17 protein-coding genes are annotated in these 17,047 nt (G+C 64.0%); 16 read left to right on the top strand and 1 reads right to left on the bottom strand.

What is annotated here, in order from left to right:
- Window positions 1-101 precede the first annotated feature (101 nt).
- Window positions 102-416 (top strand): hypothetical protein, encoded by a 315-nt coding sequence (locus O6R08_RS05115; RefSeq protein ID WP_271419018.1) that lies wholly within the window; start codon window positions 102-104, stop codon window positions 414-416.
- On the opposite strand, the gene O6R08_RS05120 is transcribed toward O6R08_RS05115, so the two are convergent.
- Entirely contained in the window at window positions 409-1,068 is a 660-nt protein-coding gene (locus O6R08_RS05120; protein ID WP_271419019.1) for an HdeD family acid-resistance protein, read from the bottom strand. The genes O6R08_RS05115 and O6R08_RS05120 overlap by 8 nt on opposite strands.
- 193 nt (window positions 1,069-1,261) lie before the next feature.
- Here O6R08_RS05120 and dnaE point away from each other — a divergent pair, with 193 nt between their 5' ends.
- From dnaE to O6R08_RS05195, 15 genes are all read left to right on the top strand, one after another.
- Window positions 1,262-4,834, top strand: coding sequence for a DNA polymerase III subunit alpha (gene dnaE, locus O6R08_RS05125; protein ID WP_271419020.1), 3,573 nt, complete (start codon window positions 1,262-1,264; stop codon window positions 4,832-4,834).
- Window positions 4,831-5,385: a hypothetical protein gene (locus tag O6R08_RS05130; RefSeq protein WP_271419021.1), complete on the top strand. Its 555-nt coding sequence runs from the start codon at window positions 4,831-4,833 to the stop codon at window positions 5,383-5,385. Before dnaE ends, O6R08_RS05130 begins: the two co-directional genes overlap by 4 nt.
- Window positions 5,386-5,389: 4 nt before the next feature.
- Entirely contained in the window at window positions 5,390-6,709 is a 1,320-nt protein-coding gene (hisD, locus tag O6R08_RS05135) for a histidinol dehydrogenase (RefSeq protein WP_271419022.1), read from the top strand.
- A complete protein-coding gene (locus O6R08_RS05140) occupies window positions 6,706-7,869 on the top strand; it encodes a histidinol-phosphate transaminase (protein ID WP_271419023.1) in 1,164 nt (387 codons plus the stop codon). Before hisD ends, O6R08_RS05140 begins: the two co-directional genes overlap by 4 nt.
- Entirely contained in the window at window positions 7,869-8,489 is a 621-nt protein-coding gene (gene hisB, locus O6R08_RS05145; protein ID WP_271419024.1) for an imidazoleglycerol-phosphate dehydratase HisB, read from the top strand. Before O6R08_RS05140 ends, hisB begins: the two co-directional genes overlap by 1 nt.
- Window positions 8,482-9,102: an imidazole glycerol phosphate synthase subunit HisH gene (gene hisH / locus O6R08_RS05150; RefSeq protein ID WP_271419025.1), complete on the top strand. Its 621-nt coding sequence runs from the start codon at window positions 8,482-8,484 to the stop codon at window positions 9,100-9,102. The genes hisB and hisH overlap by 8 nt, the downstream gene beginning before the upstream one ends.
- 13 nt (window positions 9,103-9,115) lie before the next feature.
- Window positions 9,116-9,883, top strand: a complete 768-nt coding sequence (gene priA, locus O6R08_RS05155; RefSeq protein WP_271419026.1) for a bifunctional 1-(5-phosphoribosyl)-5-((5-phosphoribosylamino)methylideneamino)imidazole-4-carboxamide isomerase/phosphoribosylanthranilate isomerase PriA — start codon at window positions 9,116-9,118, stop codon at window positions 9,881-9,883.
- 150 nt (window positions 9,884-10,033) lie between these two features.
- The gene (locus O6R08_RS05160) at window positions 10,034-10,828 is read left to right on the top strand and encodes a YebC/PmpR family DNA-binding transcriptional regulator (protein ID WP_271419027.1); all 795 of its coding nucleotides are present in this window, start codon (window positions 10,034-10,036) and stop codon (window positions 10,826-10,828) included.
- Window positions 10,829-10,869: 41 nt separating this feature from the next.
- Window positions 10,870-11,415, top strand: a complete 546-nt coding sequence (gene ruvC, locus O6R08_RS05165) for a crossover junction endodeoxyribonuclease RuvC (protein WP_271419261.1) — start codon at window positions 10,870-10,872, stop codon at window positions 11,413-11,415.
- A complete protein-coding gene (gene ruvA, locus O6R08_RS05170) occupies window positions 11,412-12,017 on the top strand; it encodes a Holliday junction branch migration protein RuvA (protein WP_271419028.1) in 606 nt (201 codons plus the stop codon). The genes ruvC and ruvA overlap by 4 nt, the downstream gene beginning before the upstream one ends.
- Before the next feature lie 53 nt (window positions 12,018-12,070).
- The gene (gene ruvB / locus O6R08_RS05175; protein WP_271419029.1) at window positions 12,071-13,093 is read left to right on the top strand and encodes a Holliday junction branch migration DNA helicase RuvB; all 1,023 of its coding nucleotides are present in this window, start codon (window positions 12,071-12,073) and stop codon (window positions 13,091-13,093) included.
- Between the two features lie 24 nt (window positions 13,094-13,117).
- A complete protein-coding gene (yajC, locus tag O6R08_RS05180) occupies window positions 13,118-13,624 on the top strand; it encodes a preprotein translocase subunit YajC (protein ID WP_271419030.1) in 507 nt (168 codons plus the stop codon).
- Window positions 13,625-13,727: 103 nt separating this feature from the next.
- Window positions 13,728-15,344 carry a protein translocase subunit SecD gene (gene secD, locus O6R08_RS05185; protein WP_271419262.1) on the top strand — a complete coding sequence of 539 codons (1,617 nt, stop codon included), beginning with the start codon at window positions 13,728-13,730 and terminating at the stop codon, window positions 15,342-15,344.
- 1 nt (window position 15,345) lies between these two features.
- Window positions 15,346-16,515, top strand: a complete 1,170-nt coding sequence (secF, locus tag O6R08_RS05190) for a protein translocase subunit SecF (protein WP_271419031.1) — start codon at window positions 15,346-15,348, stop codon at window positions 16,513-16,515.
- Window positions 16,512-17,045: an adenine phosphoribosyltransferase gene (locus tag O6R08_RS05195; RefSeq protein ID WP_271419032.1), complete on the top strand. Its 534-nt coding sequence runs from the start codon at window positions 16,512-16,514 to the stop codon at window positions 17,043-17,045. The genes secF and O6R08_RS05195 overlap by 4 nt, the downstream gene beginning before the upstream one ends.
- The last annotated feature ends 2 nt before the right edge of the window (window positions 17,046-17,047 follow it).

The raw sequence follows: 17,047 nt of genomic DNA on the forward strand, positions 1-17,047 counted from the left end.
AATCCTGCCAAGCCGTCTGATTTTCAGACGATGCTCTGAGCTGGCCGACCCGCCCTCCTGTGAGTTCGACAGGAGGGGCCGGAGGGGAGGAGACTGCTGCAATGAACGATGACCAGCAGGATCTCGATTCAGCTATTCACCGCGCCAAGGTGCTGACGTGGGTGTGCGTCGCGCTTTTCGTCGTGCTTGACGTCGTCGGTCTCACGGCAACCAGCCAGAGCGATCCGCGTTTTGTCCTGGGAGCCTTCGGAGGAGCTGCTTTCTTCCTCGGGCTCATCGCGGCCTCCGTGTGGTGGGCCTACCTGGCCTCCCAGCGCAGGGCTCGTGGCCTGGATGATCGTCTGGATGACGAGCTCGGCACGGCGGACAAGGACGACGAGAGTCACCGAACCGCTGTACGCTCAGGCCTCATTTGAGTTCACGGTGGGGTGAGGTCTCCTGCGAGCCCTCAGGGGAATCGACGACCTGCCCCTCGATGACGGTGTTGCGCGGGTCACGACGCACGGCCGAGGAGATGGTGTTCGTGATCTTGTGCACACCCACGGCGATGGCGATGTTGGCGAGGCCGTAGACCAGGACACCGATGGCCAACAGCCAGCTCATGGCCACGACACCGAATCCAGGGTGGACCAGGACGACGATGCCCAGTACGAACAGTGCGATGCCGCCGACGAGCATCCAACTCCAGGCTTTCTGCGTGACGAACCTCATCGGTAGGGCAAAAGTGACTGCCGCGACGCCGAGGAACACCATCCATGCCCCGATGAGGATGGCGATGATGTGGAGCGAGAACCCGGGATGGATGGCGAGGACGAGGCCAACGATGATGCCGATGATGCCCCAGGCCCACATGAACCTGGTCCCTGCCATGCCGTGAAGGGCCAGAGCATTGATGAGGGTCATGACGGAGTCGACGATGGCGTAGATACCAACGATCACCACGAGAACTTCCATGGTCTGGTGGGACCACACCACGGCCACCAGTGCGGCGATGATCGCGAGGATTCCCTTCGTGAGGGGAATCCATGCAAGCGACTTCCAGGTCTTTGTCAAGGTCTGTGACGACATACGTCAAGTCTATGTGAGGCCGCCAGGTTCGGTGGGTGCTCACTGCTGGTGGAGGGATGGTCAGACCACGAGGAGCCCGCCGTCCGACTGTGTCCAGGTCGCCCCGGTCGGTGGGGCGGACTAGTCTGTGCGAGTCAGCACCACCCAGGCCCGGAGTGAGCGTCATTCCGGTCGGTTCGTGAAAGGACTGTCCGTGGCCCGATCCGACTTCGTCCACCTTCACACTCACACCGAGTACTCGATGCTGGATGGTGCTGCCAGCAACGAGAAACTCTTCGCCGAGGTGGCTCGTCAGGGCATGCCGGCGGTCGCCATGACCGATCACGGCAACATGTTCGGCGCCTACGAGTTCTTCCAGATTTCCAAGAAGTACGACGGGGATCAGAATCCGCTGGTCAAGCCGATCATCGGAATCGAGGCCTACGTCGCCCCGAGTACGCGCAAGTCCCGGGTCCAGGAGTTCTGGGGAACCTCCCGCGACGCGGGCGATCCGGACGCCGAGGGTGGCAAGGACGTCTCCGGTGGTGGCCGCTACACCCACATGACGATGTGGGCCAAGGACCCTGAAGGGCTGCACAACCTGTTCCGGTTGTCCTCCCTGGCCTCCTACGAGGGCTACTACATGAAGCCCCGCATGGACCGCGAACTGCTGTCCCAGTACCCCGGTGGCATCATTGCCTCCACCGGGTGCCCGTCGGGTGAGGTGCAGACCCGACTGCGGCTGGGCCAGTTCGACGAGGCATGCCAGGCAGCGGCGGCCTACCAGGACATCTTCGGCAAGGAGAACTACTTCTGCGAGCTGATGGACCACGGTGTCCCGATTGAGAAGCAGGTGCGCTCCGACCTGCTGAAACTGGCCAAGAAGCTGGACATTCCGCTGCTGGTCACCAATGACTCGCACTACGTGACCGAGGACCAGGCTGACGCCCACGATTCTCTGCTGTGCGTCGGTGTGGGCCGCAACAAGGACGATCCACACCGCTTCCGTTTCAATGGTTCGGGCTACTACATCAAGTCCTCTGAACAGATGAGGGCCCTGTTCCCGGATCACCCCGAGGCCTGCGACAACACCTTGCTCCTGACCGAGATGATCGGGTCCTACGACGAGGTCTTCAAGCACGTCGATCGGATGCCCCAGTTCGACGTCCCGGAGGGGGAGACCCAGGAGTCGTGGCTGCGCAAGAAACTTCAGGAAGGCCTGGATGAGAAGTTCGGCCCGAACCCGCCCAAGGAGGTCCTCGACCGTCTCGAGACGGAGCTGTCGGTCATTGAACCGCTGGGATTTTCCTCCTACTTCCTCGTCGTCTCCGACATCTGCAATGCGGCGCGTTCCATGGGCGTGCCGGTGGGGCCGGGGCGTGGATCGGCTGCCGGCTCCCTCGTCGCCTATCTGACGGGCATCATCGCCGTCAACCCGTTGGAACACGGACTGCTGTTCGAGAGATTCCTCAACCCGGAACGTGTCAACCCGCCCGACATCGACCTCGACTTCGACGATCGTCAGCGCGACAAGGTCATCGACTACGTCACTCACAAGTACGGGGCGGAGTACACCAGCCAGGTCAACACCTTCGGCAAGATCAAGGCCAAGGCTGCCGTCAAGGATGCCAACCGTATTCTCGGCTACCCCTTCGCCCTGGGCGATAAGATCACCAAGGCGATGCCCCCCGACGTCATGGGCAAGGGGGTGCCGCTGAGCAAGATCTTCGATGCCTCCCACGAGAGGTACGCCGAGGGCCAGGAGTTCCGCCAACTGGTTGCCGACAACCCCGACGTCGCCAAGGTCGTGGAGACGGCGAAGGGGCTTGAGGGATTGATTCGCGGCACCGGTGTGCATGCCTGTGCCTTCATCTTGTCCAGCGCCCCGCTGCTCGACCTCGTGCCGATGCACAAGCGCGACAAGGACGGCATGATCATCGCCGGTTTCGCCTACCCCCAGCTCGAGGAGATGGGGCTCATGAAGATGGACTTCCTGGGCCTGCGAAACCTCGGCATCATGGACCACTGCATCAAGATCATCAAGAAGAACCGAGGAATCGACGTCGATCTCAATGATCTTGCCCTCGATGACAAGAACACATACGAGATGCTGGCCCGCGGTGACACCTTGGGCGTCTTCCAGCTTGATGGCACGGCCATGCGCTCCCTACTGCGCCTCATGGGGCCGACCTGCTTCGACGACATCGTCGCCGTGTTGGCCCTGTACCGACCGGGCCCGATGGGCGCCAACGCACACATCTCATACGCCCAGCGCAAGAACAACCGGGAACCGATCGTCCCGATCCATCCCGAGCTCAAGGAGGACCTCGACGAGATCCTTGCTCCCACGTATCACCTCATCGTGTACCAGGAGCAGATCATGTCGATCGCCCGAAAGCTTGCTGGTTACACCCTGGGTGGCGCTGACCTGCTGCGTCGAGCCATGGGCAAGAAGAAGAAGCACATCCTGGAGGAGAACTTCATCCCCTTCCAGGCCGGCATGCGCGAACACGGCTATTCCGATGACGCCATCCAAACCTTGTGGGACGTCATGGTCCCCTTCGCCGGATACGCCTTCAACAAGTCTCACGCCGCCGGTTACGGCCTGGTCTCCTACTGGACGGCCTACCTCAAGGCCAATTATCCGGCCGAGTACGGCGCCGCCCTGCTGACCAGTGTCGGTGACGACAAGGACAAGATGGCGATGTACCTGGCCGACATGCGCGCCCAGCACATCAACGTCCTGCCCCCTGACGTCAACGCCTCCTCACTGGAGTTCACCGCTGTCGGCGAGGACATCAGGTTTGGCCTGGGAGCTGTCCGCAATGTCGGCGCCAACGCTGTCGCGGAGATCATCCGAGCTCGCGAGGAGAATGGTCCAGCCACCGATTTCTTCAGCTTCCTTGACCAGGTCAGCCTGACGGTGTGCAACAAGAGACTCATCGAGTCCCTCATCAAGGCTGGCGCCTTCGACTCCATGGGCCACTCCCGACGCGGCCTCATGGCCATCTACGAGCAGGCTGTCGACGCCGTGATCGACATCAAGCGCAACCAGGCCAATGGCCAGGACGATCTGTTCGGCACGACCGACGACTCCGAACCCACCCAGTTGGGCGTCGAGAGAGTGGTTCCCGAGGACGATTGGGACCGCAGCACCAAGCTTGCCTTCGAGCGCGAGATGCTGGGTCTGTACGTCTCCGATCACCCGCTTCGTGGTCTGGAAGCCGCTCTGGAGGCCGAATCAGACATCTCGGTGGCTGAACTGGTCAATCCTGAAGGTCATCACGAGGGGCGCTACACCATTGCGGGTATGGTCACCCAGATCGTCCGACGCACCACCAAGAATGGTGACATCTGGGCTTCCGTCACCCTGGAAGATCTCGACGCATCCATCACCGTCGCCTGTTTCCCGAAGGTGTATCAGCGCGTGGAGCCGCTGCTGGCCGTCGACAGCATCCTCAAGGTGCGCGGATTCGTCCGCGAGCGTGAGGAGACCGTCGAGATGTCGGCCAATGACGTCTGGCTGCTGGACTTCACCGATGCCGGCGATGCCCCCATGACGATTGATCTTCGTCGCGGACGATGCACTCGTGGCACCATCGAGGGCTTACGAGGAGTGCTGCGCAACCACCCGGGAAGCTCTCAGGTGAGGCTGCGACTCATCGATGGCAAGGTGACGACGACCTTCCAGCTCGCCGATGAACTCAAGGTCTCCACGGGTCAGCCGCTGATGGCCGATCTCAAGGCCCTGCTCGGCCCCTCGTGCATCCCCAGGAGGAAGTCATGAACGAGACGACCCGCGCTCAAGTCCTCGCACTGTTGCGCTCGAGCCTGCTCGTCATGGGGATCGGGGTCGTCCTGGGCGGATTGGCGGCTCCGCTGTGGCATTCCATGGTCACCCTGCCGACCTACACGGTGGGATCTGATGGGGCGGCATCGACAACGGAGAAGGGCCTCACCCAGGTCTTCTCGACCGACGCCATGTACTGCCTCGTGGGCCTGATCGTCGGACTGGTCATCGGTTGCCTCGGCTGGGTGCTTATGCGCCGCCGTGGGGCGTGGGCAGTACTGGCCACCGCGGCGTCGTCGGTTCTGTCGGCCCTGGCCTGCTGGTGGGTAGGAGTACTCATCGGCCCCGATTCCTTCGCCGAGCGCATTTCCTCGGCCAAGGAAGGCGATGAGGTCCCGGTTGATTTTGCCCTGCACACCTGGGTGTCGGTGCTGGTCTGGGTGCTCTCGGCCATGATTGCGATACTGATCGCATCCCTCGTGACGGTTCGACGTTGTTCTACGCGGAATGGACATTCTGAGCCGGCCAGCGAGGCTTCATTAGACTGACGCTGTGTTGAGAATCGTCGATCTGACTGGTGAGACCACTGGCGACCTGCGTCGCGTCGTGCCCCGTGCTGACGTTGATGTCGACGCCGCGATGGCGGCCGTCATCCCTGTCTGCGCTGCGGTCAGGGACCGTGGCGTCGCGGCCCTGCGCGAGTACAGCGCCGAGTTCGACCATGTGGTTCCCGACCACCTGCGGGTTCCCGCCGACGCCCTGGCGCAGGCCGATGCCACCCTTGACGACTCCTTGCGTCACGCCTTCACCGAGTCCATTCGTCGCCGCCGCCAGGTGTGCCGTGAGGCCGAAGTGGAGGTCTCCTCGGCGCCGGTCGAGGTGGCTGCCGGCGCTCGTGTGAGCCAGCGAATCCTTCCCGTCGGCCGCGTGGGTCTCTACGTCCCCGGCGGGTTTGCCCCGTTGGCATCCTCGGTCATCATGAACGTCGTCCCGGCCCAGGAAGCTGGTGTTTCCTCGATCGCGGTGGCATCCCCGCCCCAGGCCGAGTTCGGCGGCCTGCCGCACCCCAACATCCTCGCCCTGTGCCACCTGCTTGGGATTGACGAGGTCTATGCCGTCGGCGGTGCCCAGGCCATCGCCATGTTTGCTTACGGTGTCGAGGGCTGTGACAAGGCCGATTCCTGCCCGCGGGTCGACATGGTCACTGGACCGGGCAACATCTATGTCGTCGCTGCCAAACGCTACCTGCGCGGGACGGTCGGTATCGACGCGGAGGCTGGCCCCACCGAGATCGCCATCCTGGCCGACAACACCGCTGATCCGCGTCACGTCGCCGCCGACCTCATGAGTCAGGCCGAACACGACCCGCTTGCCGCCGCTGTGCTCGTCACCGATTCCACCGAGCTGGCACACGCCGTGGAGAAGGAGTTGGCCCCGATGGTCGAGTCCACCGTGCACTCCGAACGGATCCGCGCCTCACTGACCTCCACGCAGTCGGCCATCGTCATGGTGCGCGACATCGACCAAGGCCTGGAGGTCGTCGACGCCTATGCCGCAGAGCACCTGGAAATCCAGACCGCCGATGCCGCCGCAGTGGCCGCGCGAGTCCACAACGCCGGTGCCATCTTCGTGGGCCCCTGGTCGCCGGTATCCCTGGGGGACTACTCGGCAGGATCCACCCATGTGCTCCCCACGGCTGGTGCTGCCTGCCACTCGTCGGGGCTGTCGGTACGGTCCTTCATGCGTGCAGTCCACGTCATCGACTACACCCGGGACGCCCTGCTCGAGTGCGCCGATGGTGTCGAGAACTTCGCCCTGGCCGAGAACCTGCCAGGTCACGCCAATGCCATCACCGTGAGGAGGCCGCGATGACCCATCGTCGACCAACTTCCCAGCCCCGTCCGGTCGCCAAGCCTCAACCGAACCCCATCGAGTTGGCCGACCTGCCGCTTCGTCCCGAGTTGGTGGGCCAGGAACCCTATGGCGCCCCCCAACTTGACGTCCCGGTGCGTCTCAACGTCAATGAGAACCCGTACCCGCCGTCGGAAGCGGTGCGCAAGGAGATGGCCAAGGCTGTCGCCAATGCCGCTAAGGAGCTCAACCGCTACCCGGACCGGGAGGCCACAGCTCTGCGTGAGGACCTGGCCAAGTACATCGGATTTTCGGTCAGCAGCGATCAGATCTGGCCGGCCAATGGCTCCAACGAGGTCATGACTCACATCCTGCAAGCCTTCGGAGGCCCGGGTCGCACCCTGTTGACCTTCACCCCGACCTACTCGATGTACCCCGAGTACGCCCGTAACACCCACACCGACTACGTCACTCGCGCCCGCAATGCCTCGTTCAGCCTGACCACTGACGAGATCCTGGATGCCATCGATGAGGTTAAGCCGGACATCATCCTGCTGGACTCCCCGAACAACCCGACCGGCACCACCATCCCGGTGGCGGTCATCGACGAGGTCTGTGCGGCCAGCGACGCGATCATCGTCGTCGACGAGGCATACCAGGAGTTCACCGACGCCCCTGAGGACTCGGCCATTGCGCTGCTTGCCAAGCATGGACGACTCGTCGTCGTGCGCACCCTGTCAAAAGCATTTGCCCTGGCCGGAGGCCGTCTGGGATATGCCGTCGCGGCTCCCGCCGTGGTGGACGCCCTGCGGATCGTCCGGTTGCCCTACCACCTGTCGGAGGTGTCCCAGGTGGTCTCTCGGGTCGCTGTGGCCCATGCTCCCGAGATGCTCGCCCGGGTCGACGAACTCCGTGAGACCCGCGCCAACCTTGAGGACTGGCTGCGCGGGCACGGTCTGGACGTCGTCTCCTCCCAGGCGAACTTCATCCTCTTCGGGAGGTTCGCCGACCGTCACGCGGTCTTCGAGGCCCTACTTGACCACGGCGTTCTCGTCCGTGAGGTGGGTCCGACGGGCTACCTGCGGGTGTGCGCTGGCACTCCTCGACAGACGGACGCATTCCGGGCTGCACTGCTCGACGTCCTTCCGACTGCCCGTCGACTCGAGACCGAGGAGGATTGATGAGTCACCGCTGCGCTCATGTTCACCGGGAGACCTCTGAGTCCACCGTCGACGTCTCCATCGATCTGGATGGCACGGGGGAGTCGACCATCTTCACCGGGGTCGGCTTCTACGACCACATGCTCACCGCCCTGGCCAAGCACTCGGGCATCGACATGACGATCACCACCACCGGTGACGTCGAGATCGACGGCCACCACAGCGTCGAGGACACCGCCATCGCCCTGGGTCAGGCCCTGGGCCAGGCCCTTGGGGACAAGAGGGGCATCACCCGCTTCGGTGACGCCATGGTTCCTCTCGACGAAGCTCTCGCCCAGTGCGTCGTCGACGTCGCCGGTCGCCCGTGGGCCGAGTGCACTGGTGAGCCCGACGGCCAGGTCTATGCCCGCATCGGCGGATCCGGTGTCGCCTACCAGGGATCCATGACCTATCACGTCGTGTCGTCCCTGGCCCTCAATGCCGGCCTGTGCGTGCACCTGCGTCTGCTGGCCGGACGCGATCCCCACCACATCTGCGAGGCCCAGTACAAGGCCTTGGCGCGGGCACTGCGGGCGGCCATCGCCGTCGACCCGCGTCAGGCCGGGATCGTCCCCAGTACGAAGGGTGTTCTCAATGTCTGATCCGGTGCGGGTTGGCATCATCGACCACGGGTCGGGAAACCTGCACTCGGTCGAGCGCGCCCTGCGCAAGGTTGGTGCCACCGTCACCGTCTCCCACGACCTGGCTGTCCTGGACGACAATGACGCCCTCGTTCTGCCTGGAGTGGGGGCCTTGGCAGCCTGCATGGCAGGGCTGCGCGCCATGGGTGGGGACCACCTGGTGCATCGTTGGGTTGATGAGGGACGGCCTGTGCTCGGGATCTGTGTCGGCCACCAGATGCTCTTCGAGCGCGGTAGGGAACGGGGAGTCGACGTCGAGTGTTTGGGGGTGCTGCCCGGTGTTGTCGAGGAGCTGCCGGCCCGTCGCCTGCCCCACATGGGGTGGAACACCGTCGACCCGGCAGCCCGGACGCGCCTGTTCCAGCATGTGGGAGACGAGAGGTTCTACTTCGTCCACTCCTACGGGGTGCTCGTGGACGGCCACGATGACCACGTCACGGCGGCCACTCATCAAGGGGTGACCTTCGTCGCGGCTGAGGAGGTTGGTTCGGTGACCTCCACCCAGTTCCATCCCGAGAAGTCCGGGGCCGCGGGCCTGTCCTTGCTTCAACGGTGGTTGGCCGTGGTGAGTTGATACCCTGACCCTCGTGACCGGAGCACTCACACTACTTCCAGCCATTGACATCCAGGGCGGACGTGCCGTCCAGTTGCAACAAGGGGTGTCCAGTTCCGAGCGGGTGTTCGGTGACCCTCTGGAGGTTGCTCACACGTGGCGAAGTCTGGGAGCCCAGTGGATTCACCTGGTCGACCTCGACGCCGCTTTCGGACGTCGATCCAACACCGATATCGTGCGCCACATCGTCGAGCAGATGGACATCAACGTCGAGGTGTCTGGCGGTATCCGAGATCAGAAGAGCCTGGAATCGGCTCTGTCAGCCGGGGCCACCCGTGTGAACATTGGTACCGCAGCCCTCGAGAATCCCACGTGGTGTGACGAGGTCGTGCGCCGCTATGGCGAGCAGGTCGCCATCGGTCTGGACGTCAGGGGAGACCAGCTCGCCGCCCGTGGCTGGACTCGCGAGGGCGGGGATGTCCTCGACGTCCTGGCTCGTCTGGAGGATGCCGGATGTCGGCGCTATGTCGTCACCGATGTCGCCAGCGACGGCATGTTGACCGGGCCGAACTATGAGCTTTTGGGCCGGATCTGTGCGCGCACCCAGGGCACCGTCGTCGCCTCTGGTGGCATCGCCACGCTCGAGGACCTACGGCGTCTGCGCGGACTGGTCCCGATTGGGGTGGAGGGAGCCATTGTGGGAACTGCTCTCTACGTGGGTAACTTCACCCTGCCGGAGGCTCTCAAGGTGTGTCGGGCGCCGATCCCGGCGGACTCTGCCCCCATTCCCGACGCCCACTGACGGTCAGCTCATCGTCTGGCGTTTTCCACTCGATTCGGCGTCGCACCGAAAGTGTAGACTGCCTCATTGTGTGCGTGGGCTCGTCCTGCGCCGAAGACTTGGCCCCTCTGGGCCGAAAACTGCGATACTCGAGGAAGGGAGACACCGTCCATGAGCGGTCACTCCAAGTGGGCCACAACCAAGCACAAGAAGGCGGCCATCGACGCCAAGCGGGGCAAGTTGTTCGCCCGCCTGATCAAGAACATCGAGGTGGCTGCCCGACTCGGTGGCGGAGACCCGTCGGGGAACCCGACCCTTTACGACGCCATCCAGAAGGCGAAGAAGAACTCGGTCCCCAACGACAACATCACCCGGGCCGTCAAGCGTGGTTCCGGTGAGGGAGCCGACGCGGTCAACTACGAGACCATCATGTACGAGGCCTACGGACCTGCCGGCGTCGCCATTCTCATCGAGTGCCTGACCGACAACCGCAACCGCGCTGTCTCCGACGTGCGTGTGGCCGTCACCCGCAACGGTGGCACCATCGCCGACGGTGGTTCGGTGCAGCGTCTGTTCCAGCGCAAGGGCGTCGTGGCGGTCTCGAAGACCTATGAGGTCGAGGAAGGTCGCAAGACCGAGACCCGCGAGGTGAGCGAGGACCAGCTCATGGAGGCCACCATCGACGCCGAGCCCGAGGACATCGTCGACGAGGGTGACGTCTTCGAGATCATTTCCGACCCCAATGCTGTCGTCGACGTCCGTAAGGCCGTCCAGGACGCCGGGATCGACTACGACTCGGCCGAGGTCTCCTTCAAACCGGACTTCACCCAGGCTGTCGAGCTCGACGACGCTCGCAAGCTCTACAAGATTCTCGACGCCCTCGAGGACCTCGACGACGTCCAGAACGTCTTCTCCAACGCTGACATCCCCGCCGAGGTCGCTGCGGAGCTCGACGAGGAGGAGTGACCATTCCAGAGGTGACCCCCAACCCGCGTGTCACGCGGGTCATGGGGGTCGACCCCGGATTGACCCGATGCGGGGTCGGGGTCGTTGAGGGCGGCCCTGGGGTCGGGCTGAAACTCGTTGCCGTCGGCGTCATTCGTACCCCTGCGGACCTGGATCACAGCCATCGTCTGCTGCGCATCCACGACGGGTTGGAGGAATGGTGGGATCACACCCGTCCTGACGCCATTGCCGTCGAGCGGGTTTTCGCCCAACACAACCGCAACACCGTCACCGGAACCGCTCAGGCCGCAGGTATGGCGATGATGATCGCTGCTCGCCACGGCCTGCCGGTTGCCCTGCACACCCCGAGTGAGGTCAAGGCGGCCATCTCCGGTTCGGGGCGGGCTGACAAGGCTCAGGTAGGTCTCATGGTTGCGCGGGTGTTGAGACTGTCAGCCCCACCGAAACCCGCCGATGCCGCCGACGCGGTGGCCCTGGCGATCTGTCATCTGTGGCGGGGCGGGGCGACCAATCGTATTGAAGCCGCTGTGGCAGCCCAACGACACGGCCGTCGGGCTCCTCGTTCCTGGAAGGACCTTGCCCGGTGATCTCCCATCTTTCCGGCACCGTGACTGCGGCCGGCCCGACCTGGGTCGTCCTTGACAATCATGGGATTGGCGTCAAGGTGTTGTGCCCTCCTGCCACGGCTGCCAGTGCTCGCATTGACCAGACGATGAGCTTGCAGACCTCCCTCGTCGTGCGCGAGGACTCCCTGACCCTCTACGGCTTCGTTCAAGCTGAGGATCGGGACGCCTTCGAGCTCGTCCAGACCGCTTCTGGGGTCGGCCCCAAGCTCGCCGCGGCGATCATGAGCGTGTTGGACTCCAACCAGCTCGCCTCAGCGATCAGCGCAGAGGACGAGGCGACGCTGTGCCGGGTGCCCGGAATTGGCCGCAAGGGCGCTGCGAAGATGATCCTCGAACTCAAGGACAAGATGGCGGCCCTCGCTCCCGCCGGGTCCGCCTCTGCTGGTACGAGCGGGTCGGTGGCGCCGTGGCGAGAGCAGGTTGCCGACGGCCTCATCGGTCTGGGGTGGTCGGCGAAAGATGCTGACAAGGCTGTTGAGGAGGTCGCCGGCCTCAAGGAGGCCGATCCCTCGATGACGATCGGCACCCTCATGCGGGCGGCCCTGCGCAGTTTGGCTCGATGAGATGTCGGACCCCTCTGGCACACTGACCAACGTCGTCAGGAAGGAGAACCTCGGTGGAGCATTCGCCCGTCGATCCGTGGGCCGAGCCTCCTGAGAAGGCCGAGGAGGCCGCTCTGCGCCCCGGTGCCCTGGAAGAATTCCGGGGACAGCAGCGCGTTGCCGAGCAGCTGGGGCTCGTCCTGGCCGCATCGAAGTCACGCGGAGTGGTTCCTGACCATGTCTTGTTGTCGGGGCCTCCGGGGCTCGGAAAGACCACCTTGGCCATGATCATCGCGGCCGAGATGTCGGCCCCGATTCGCATCTCCTCAGGCCCTGCCATTCAACACGCGGGGGACTTGGCGGCGATCCTGTCCTCCCTGGTCCCCGGCGAGGTCTTCTTCCTCGACGAGATCCACCGGATGTCCAAACCTGCTGAGGAGATGCTCTACCTGGCGATGGAGGACTTCCGGGTCGACGTCGTCGTGGGCAAGGGTCCTGGGGCCACCGCGATCCCGATCACCATTCCGCCCTTCACCCTCGTCGGGGCGACGACACGCGCAGGCCTGCTTCCCGGCCCGCTGCGAGACCGATTCGGCTTCACCGCTCAGCTCGACTACTACGACGTGGCCGACTTGGAGCGAATCGTGACTCGCTCCGCCGGAGTCATCGGGGTGGAGCTGGCTGAGGGCACTGCCCACACCATCGCCTCCCGTTCTCGCGGCACACCTCGTATCGCCAACCGGCTGCTACGTCGTGTCCGTGACTGGGCCGACGTCAACAACGAGTCCCCGGTCACACCGAGGGGAGCTCAGACGGCCCTGGATCTCTACGAGGTGGATCCGCTTGGCCTTGATCGCCTCGACCGTGCCGTTCTCGATGCCGTCTGCCTCAAATTTGGTGGCGGTCCGGTTGGTCTGTCCACCCTCGCCATCAGCGTGGGGGAGGAGCCCCAGACGGTCGAGGAAGTCGCTGAGCCCTTCCTCGTTCGGCTGGGCTTCCTCATGCGTACCCCTCGGGGTCGAGTCGCCACTGACAGGGCGTGGCGTCACCTCGGCCTCGAACCTCCCACCAACAGTGCCGGGGACGGCCTGTTCTGACCACGTTCACCACTGCGGGGTAGCATGACCCCGGTCACATCCACAGACAAGGAACTCTCGATGCCTCTTCTCGCCAGCCCGCTGGGCGGTTTCATTCCCATCCTGATCCTCTTCGTCGTCCTCATCGGATTCACCGTGTGGCAGGGCAAGAGGCAGGTCAAGAAGCAGCAGGAGGAGCGAACTCAGCTCGAGTCGAGCCTTCAGGAAGGCAGCCGCGTTCTGCTCAACAGTGGCATCTTCGTGACGGTCACCCACCTGGGTGACAAGCAGGCCGTCGTCGAGCTCGCCCCCGGCGTCGAGGCCAACGTCCTCAAGCAGGCCATCGTTCGACCTGCCGGTGACGAGGAGGAATTCGCCTTCGCCGACGACATCCCCGCACAGACGTCTGCGGTCAGCGACGAGGAACCCGCTGCGGATTCGGCACGTGACACCCAGTCCGAGACCTCGGCCACCGAGACCACCGAGTCCAGCGAGACCTCGGCCACCGAGCCCACCGTCGCTGCTGAAGCTGACGAGCAGACCCGAGCCTGACACCTATCTACCAAGACCAAGGAATCTTTTCGACGTGGCAACGAAAAAGCGGACACACCACCCAGGCAGAACCCTGGGGATCTTCCTGGCGGTGATCATCGTCATGTACGTGCTCATGGGAGTGACGCGTACGTGGTCACCCAAGCTCGGACTGGACCTGAAGGGTGGCACATCTGTCACCCTGACGGCCAAGACCGAGGACGGCAAGGCTCCCACCGCGACCAGCCTTGAGCAGGCGCGTCTCATCATCCAGCAGCGCGTCAATTCGCTGGGCGTCGGTGAGTCATCGGTGAAGACGATGGGCGATCGCAACATCGTCGTCTCGGCCCCGAACGTCAAGAGTTCCAAGCTCGTCGAGATGGTCGGCCAGACCGCCCAGCTCGGGTTCCGTATGGTTTTCGCCGAGGAACCTGCGGGGCAGAACAGCCAGACGCCTGGCCCCGTGACTCCCTCAGCCCTTCCCACGGCCGATCCGAAGGCCGAGGCCTCAGCAAGCGCCTCTGCCAGCTCGAAGCCCGGTGCCAACAGCACGGCTGTGAAGTACAACGAGAAGGACCCGGCCTCCGCAGCCAAGATGGTCAAGGATGCCGAGACATGGCAGCCCTCCCCGGACGACATGAAGGCCTTCCAGGACTTCAAGTGCACCAAGTCCGTCGACTCCCCGCCGGACAAGGCTCTGGTGACCTGTGACCGGGAGGGCCAGATGAAGTATCTGCTCTCCCCGGTTGCCATCACGGGAACCCAGGTCGCCAAAGCCGATTCCGGAATCCCGCAGGGACAGTTGTCCTATGTCGTCAACCTGCAGTTCAATGCCATCGGTACGAAGTCGTTCAGTGACGCGACCACCTTCCTGTGCTCGCGCCAGAGCCCGCAGAACCAGTTCGCGGTCGTTCTGGACGGCCATGTCATCTCCTCCCCCCAGCTGGACGGCAGCAAGGGTGCCTCCTGCCCGATCAACGGCGGTCAGGCAGAGATCTCGGGCAACTTCACCCAGGACAGCGCCGCTGACCTGGCCAACGTCCTCAAGTACGGCGCTCTACCGCTGTCCTTCGACATCTCCAGCGTCGACAATGTCTCGCCGACCCTGGGCGGCGAGCAGCTCCGCGCCGGAATCATCGCCGGCGTCGTCGGCTTGATCCTCGTCGCCGCGTACTGCCTGCTGTACTACCGTGGTCTGGGCCTGGTGGCCATTGGCTCCCTGCTCATCGCCGGTGTCACGACCTACGCGGCCATGGTGCTGCTGGGCGAGGCTGTCGGGTTCACGCTGTCCCTGGCCGGTATCGCTGGCGCGATCGTCGCCATTGGTGTGACGGCGGACTCCTTCATCGTCTATTTCGAACGAATCCGAGACGAGATCCGAGAAGGGCGGACCCTGCGTACGGCCCTTCAGACCGGTTGGACGAAGGCCCGCGGCACCATCCTCATGGCCGACGGCGTCTCCTTGCTGTCTGCCATCGTGCTGTTCGTGTTGTCGGTCGACCAGGTGAAGGGATTCGCCTTCACCCTGGGCCTGACCACCGCGATCGACCTGGTCATCTGCTTCTTCTTCACCCACCCCGTGGTGTCCCTGCTGGGACGCACCAAGTTCTGGGGACAAGGACGACGTGGCTCCGGTCTCGAGGCTGAGCACATGGGCGTCACGGAAGCCCAGCTGCTCGGGCGGCGAGGTAGACGATCCACTTCGCGGGCCAAGCGCCCCGTCGAGACGCAGGAGGCCTGACATGACCGACGACAAGAACGTCAAGACCTCGTCCGTCGCCCCGAAGCGCTCCGAGGAGAAGGGCAAGAAGCGCAAGCACGGTTTTGCCCACGCCCTGTACACCGGTGAAATCTCCTATGGATTCATCGAGCGCCGCAAGCTGTGGTACTCGATCTCCCTCATCGTCATCGCGATCTCCCTCGTGGGCCTGTTGGTGCGCGGCCTGAACCTCGGAATCGAGTTCAAGGGCGGTGTGCAATTCCGCTCTCCGGCCCACGTCGCGGCCTCCACCGTCGATGACGTCAGGAAGTCGGTGCTGTCCTCCGGTGTGTCCGACATGGACTCCACCGAGGTCGTCAGCCTCGGCTCGGACTCCGTCCAGGTACAGACACGGGCACTGGACAACGACGAGACCACCAAGGTCCAGGGGGCCATCGCCAAGGCGACCGACACCACGACGGAATCCGTCACCTACTCCAAGGTCGGTAGCCAGTGGGGTGAACAGATCACCGGCAAGGCCATCAAGGCGTTGGTCGTCTTCCTGATCTTGGTGATGTTGCAGATCTGGGCCTACTTCCGACATTGGAAGATGTCCATTGCTGCGCTGATAGCCCTCCTTCATGACCTCATCGTCACGATCGGCGTCTACGCCCTGGTCGGCTTCACTGTCTCCCCGTCAACCGTCATCGGAGTGCTGACGATTCTGGGCTACTCCCTCTACGACACCGTCGTGGTGTTCGACAAGGTACGCGAGAACGTCCAGGACATCGAGAAGCGCGACGAGACCTTCGCCGAAGGGGCGAACCGAGCCGTCAACCAGGTGCTGGTGCGATCCATCAACACCACCATCGTCGGCGTCCTGCCGGTGGCGGCACTGTTGTTCGCAGGCGCTTTCGTGCTCGGCTCCGGACCCTTGGAGGACCTCGGCCTGGCCCTGTTCGTCGGCATGATCGTCGGCGCTTACTCCTCGATCTTCATCGCCACCCCGGTGTTCACCCAGCTGAGTGAGAATGAGCCCGCCATGAAGGAACACACCGATCGCGTCCTGCGACGCCGTGAGCGTGCCTCCCAGAAGGGTGTTCATGTCTCAGCTCAGACCGTTGCCGCCGAAGGGCCTGGTGACGTCGCGTCCATCACAGGGGGCGAGCGTCACCAGCCGCGTCGTTCCACTCGCTCGGAGAGGAAGAAATGACCTACCGTACTGACCTCGTTGCCGGCCTGATCCGCGACGTCCCTGACTTCCCCGAGCCGGGGGTGACCTTCAAGGACATCACCCCGTTGCTGGCCAATGCCAATGGGTACGCTGCCGCAATTTCCGAACTCGTCGACACCGCTCCGCGCGGGATCGACGTCGTCGTGGGCATGGAGGCGCGTGGATTCATGTTCGCCGGACCGGTGGCCCTGTCCTTGGGCGCTGGGTTCGTCCCGGTGCGCAAGCCCGGAAAGCTCCCCGGCGACGTCTACTCCCAGTCTTTCGTGCTGGAGTACGGCTCGGCCACCCTCACCGTCCATCAGGACGCTATCCGTCCGGGCTCGAAGGTGCTCATCGTCGATGACATCCTCGCGACGGCAGGAACGGTCGGCGCCACAGCTGCCCTGGTGGACAAGCTCGGTGGCGAGATCGTCGGCGTGTCGGTGCTCATGGAGCTGTCGGCCCTGGGAGGGCGCGAGAAGCTCGACAGCGCCGGTATTGGTCCAGTCAACGCCGTGGTCACGGTCTGATC

The organism is Cutibacterium equinum (assembly GCF_028021195.1).
Lineage (GTDB): Bacteria > Actinomycetota > Actinomycetes > Propionibacteriales > Propionibacteriaceae > Cutibacterium > Cutibacterium equinum.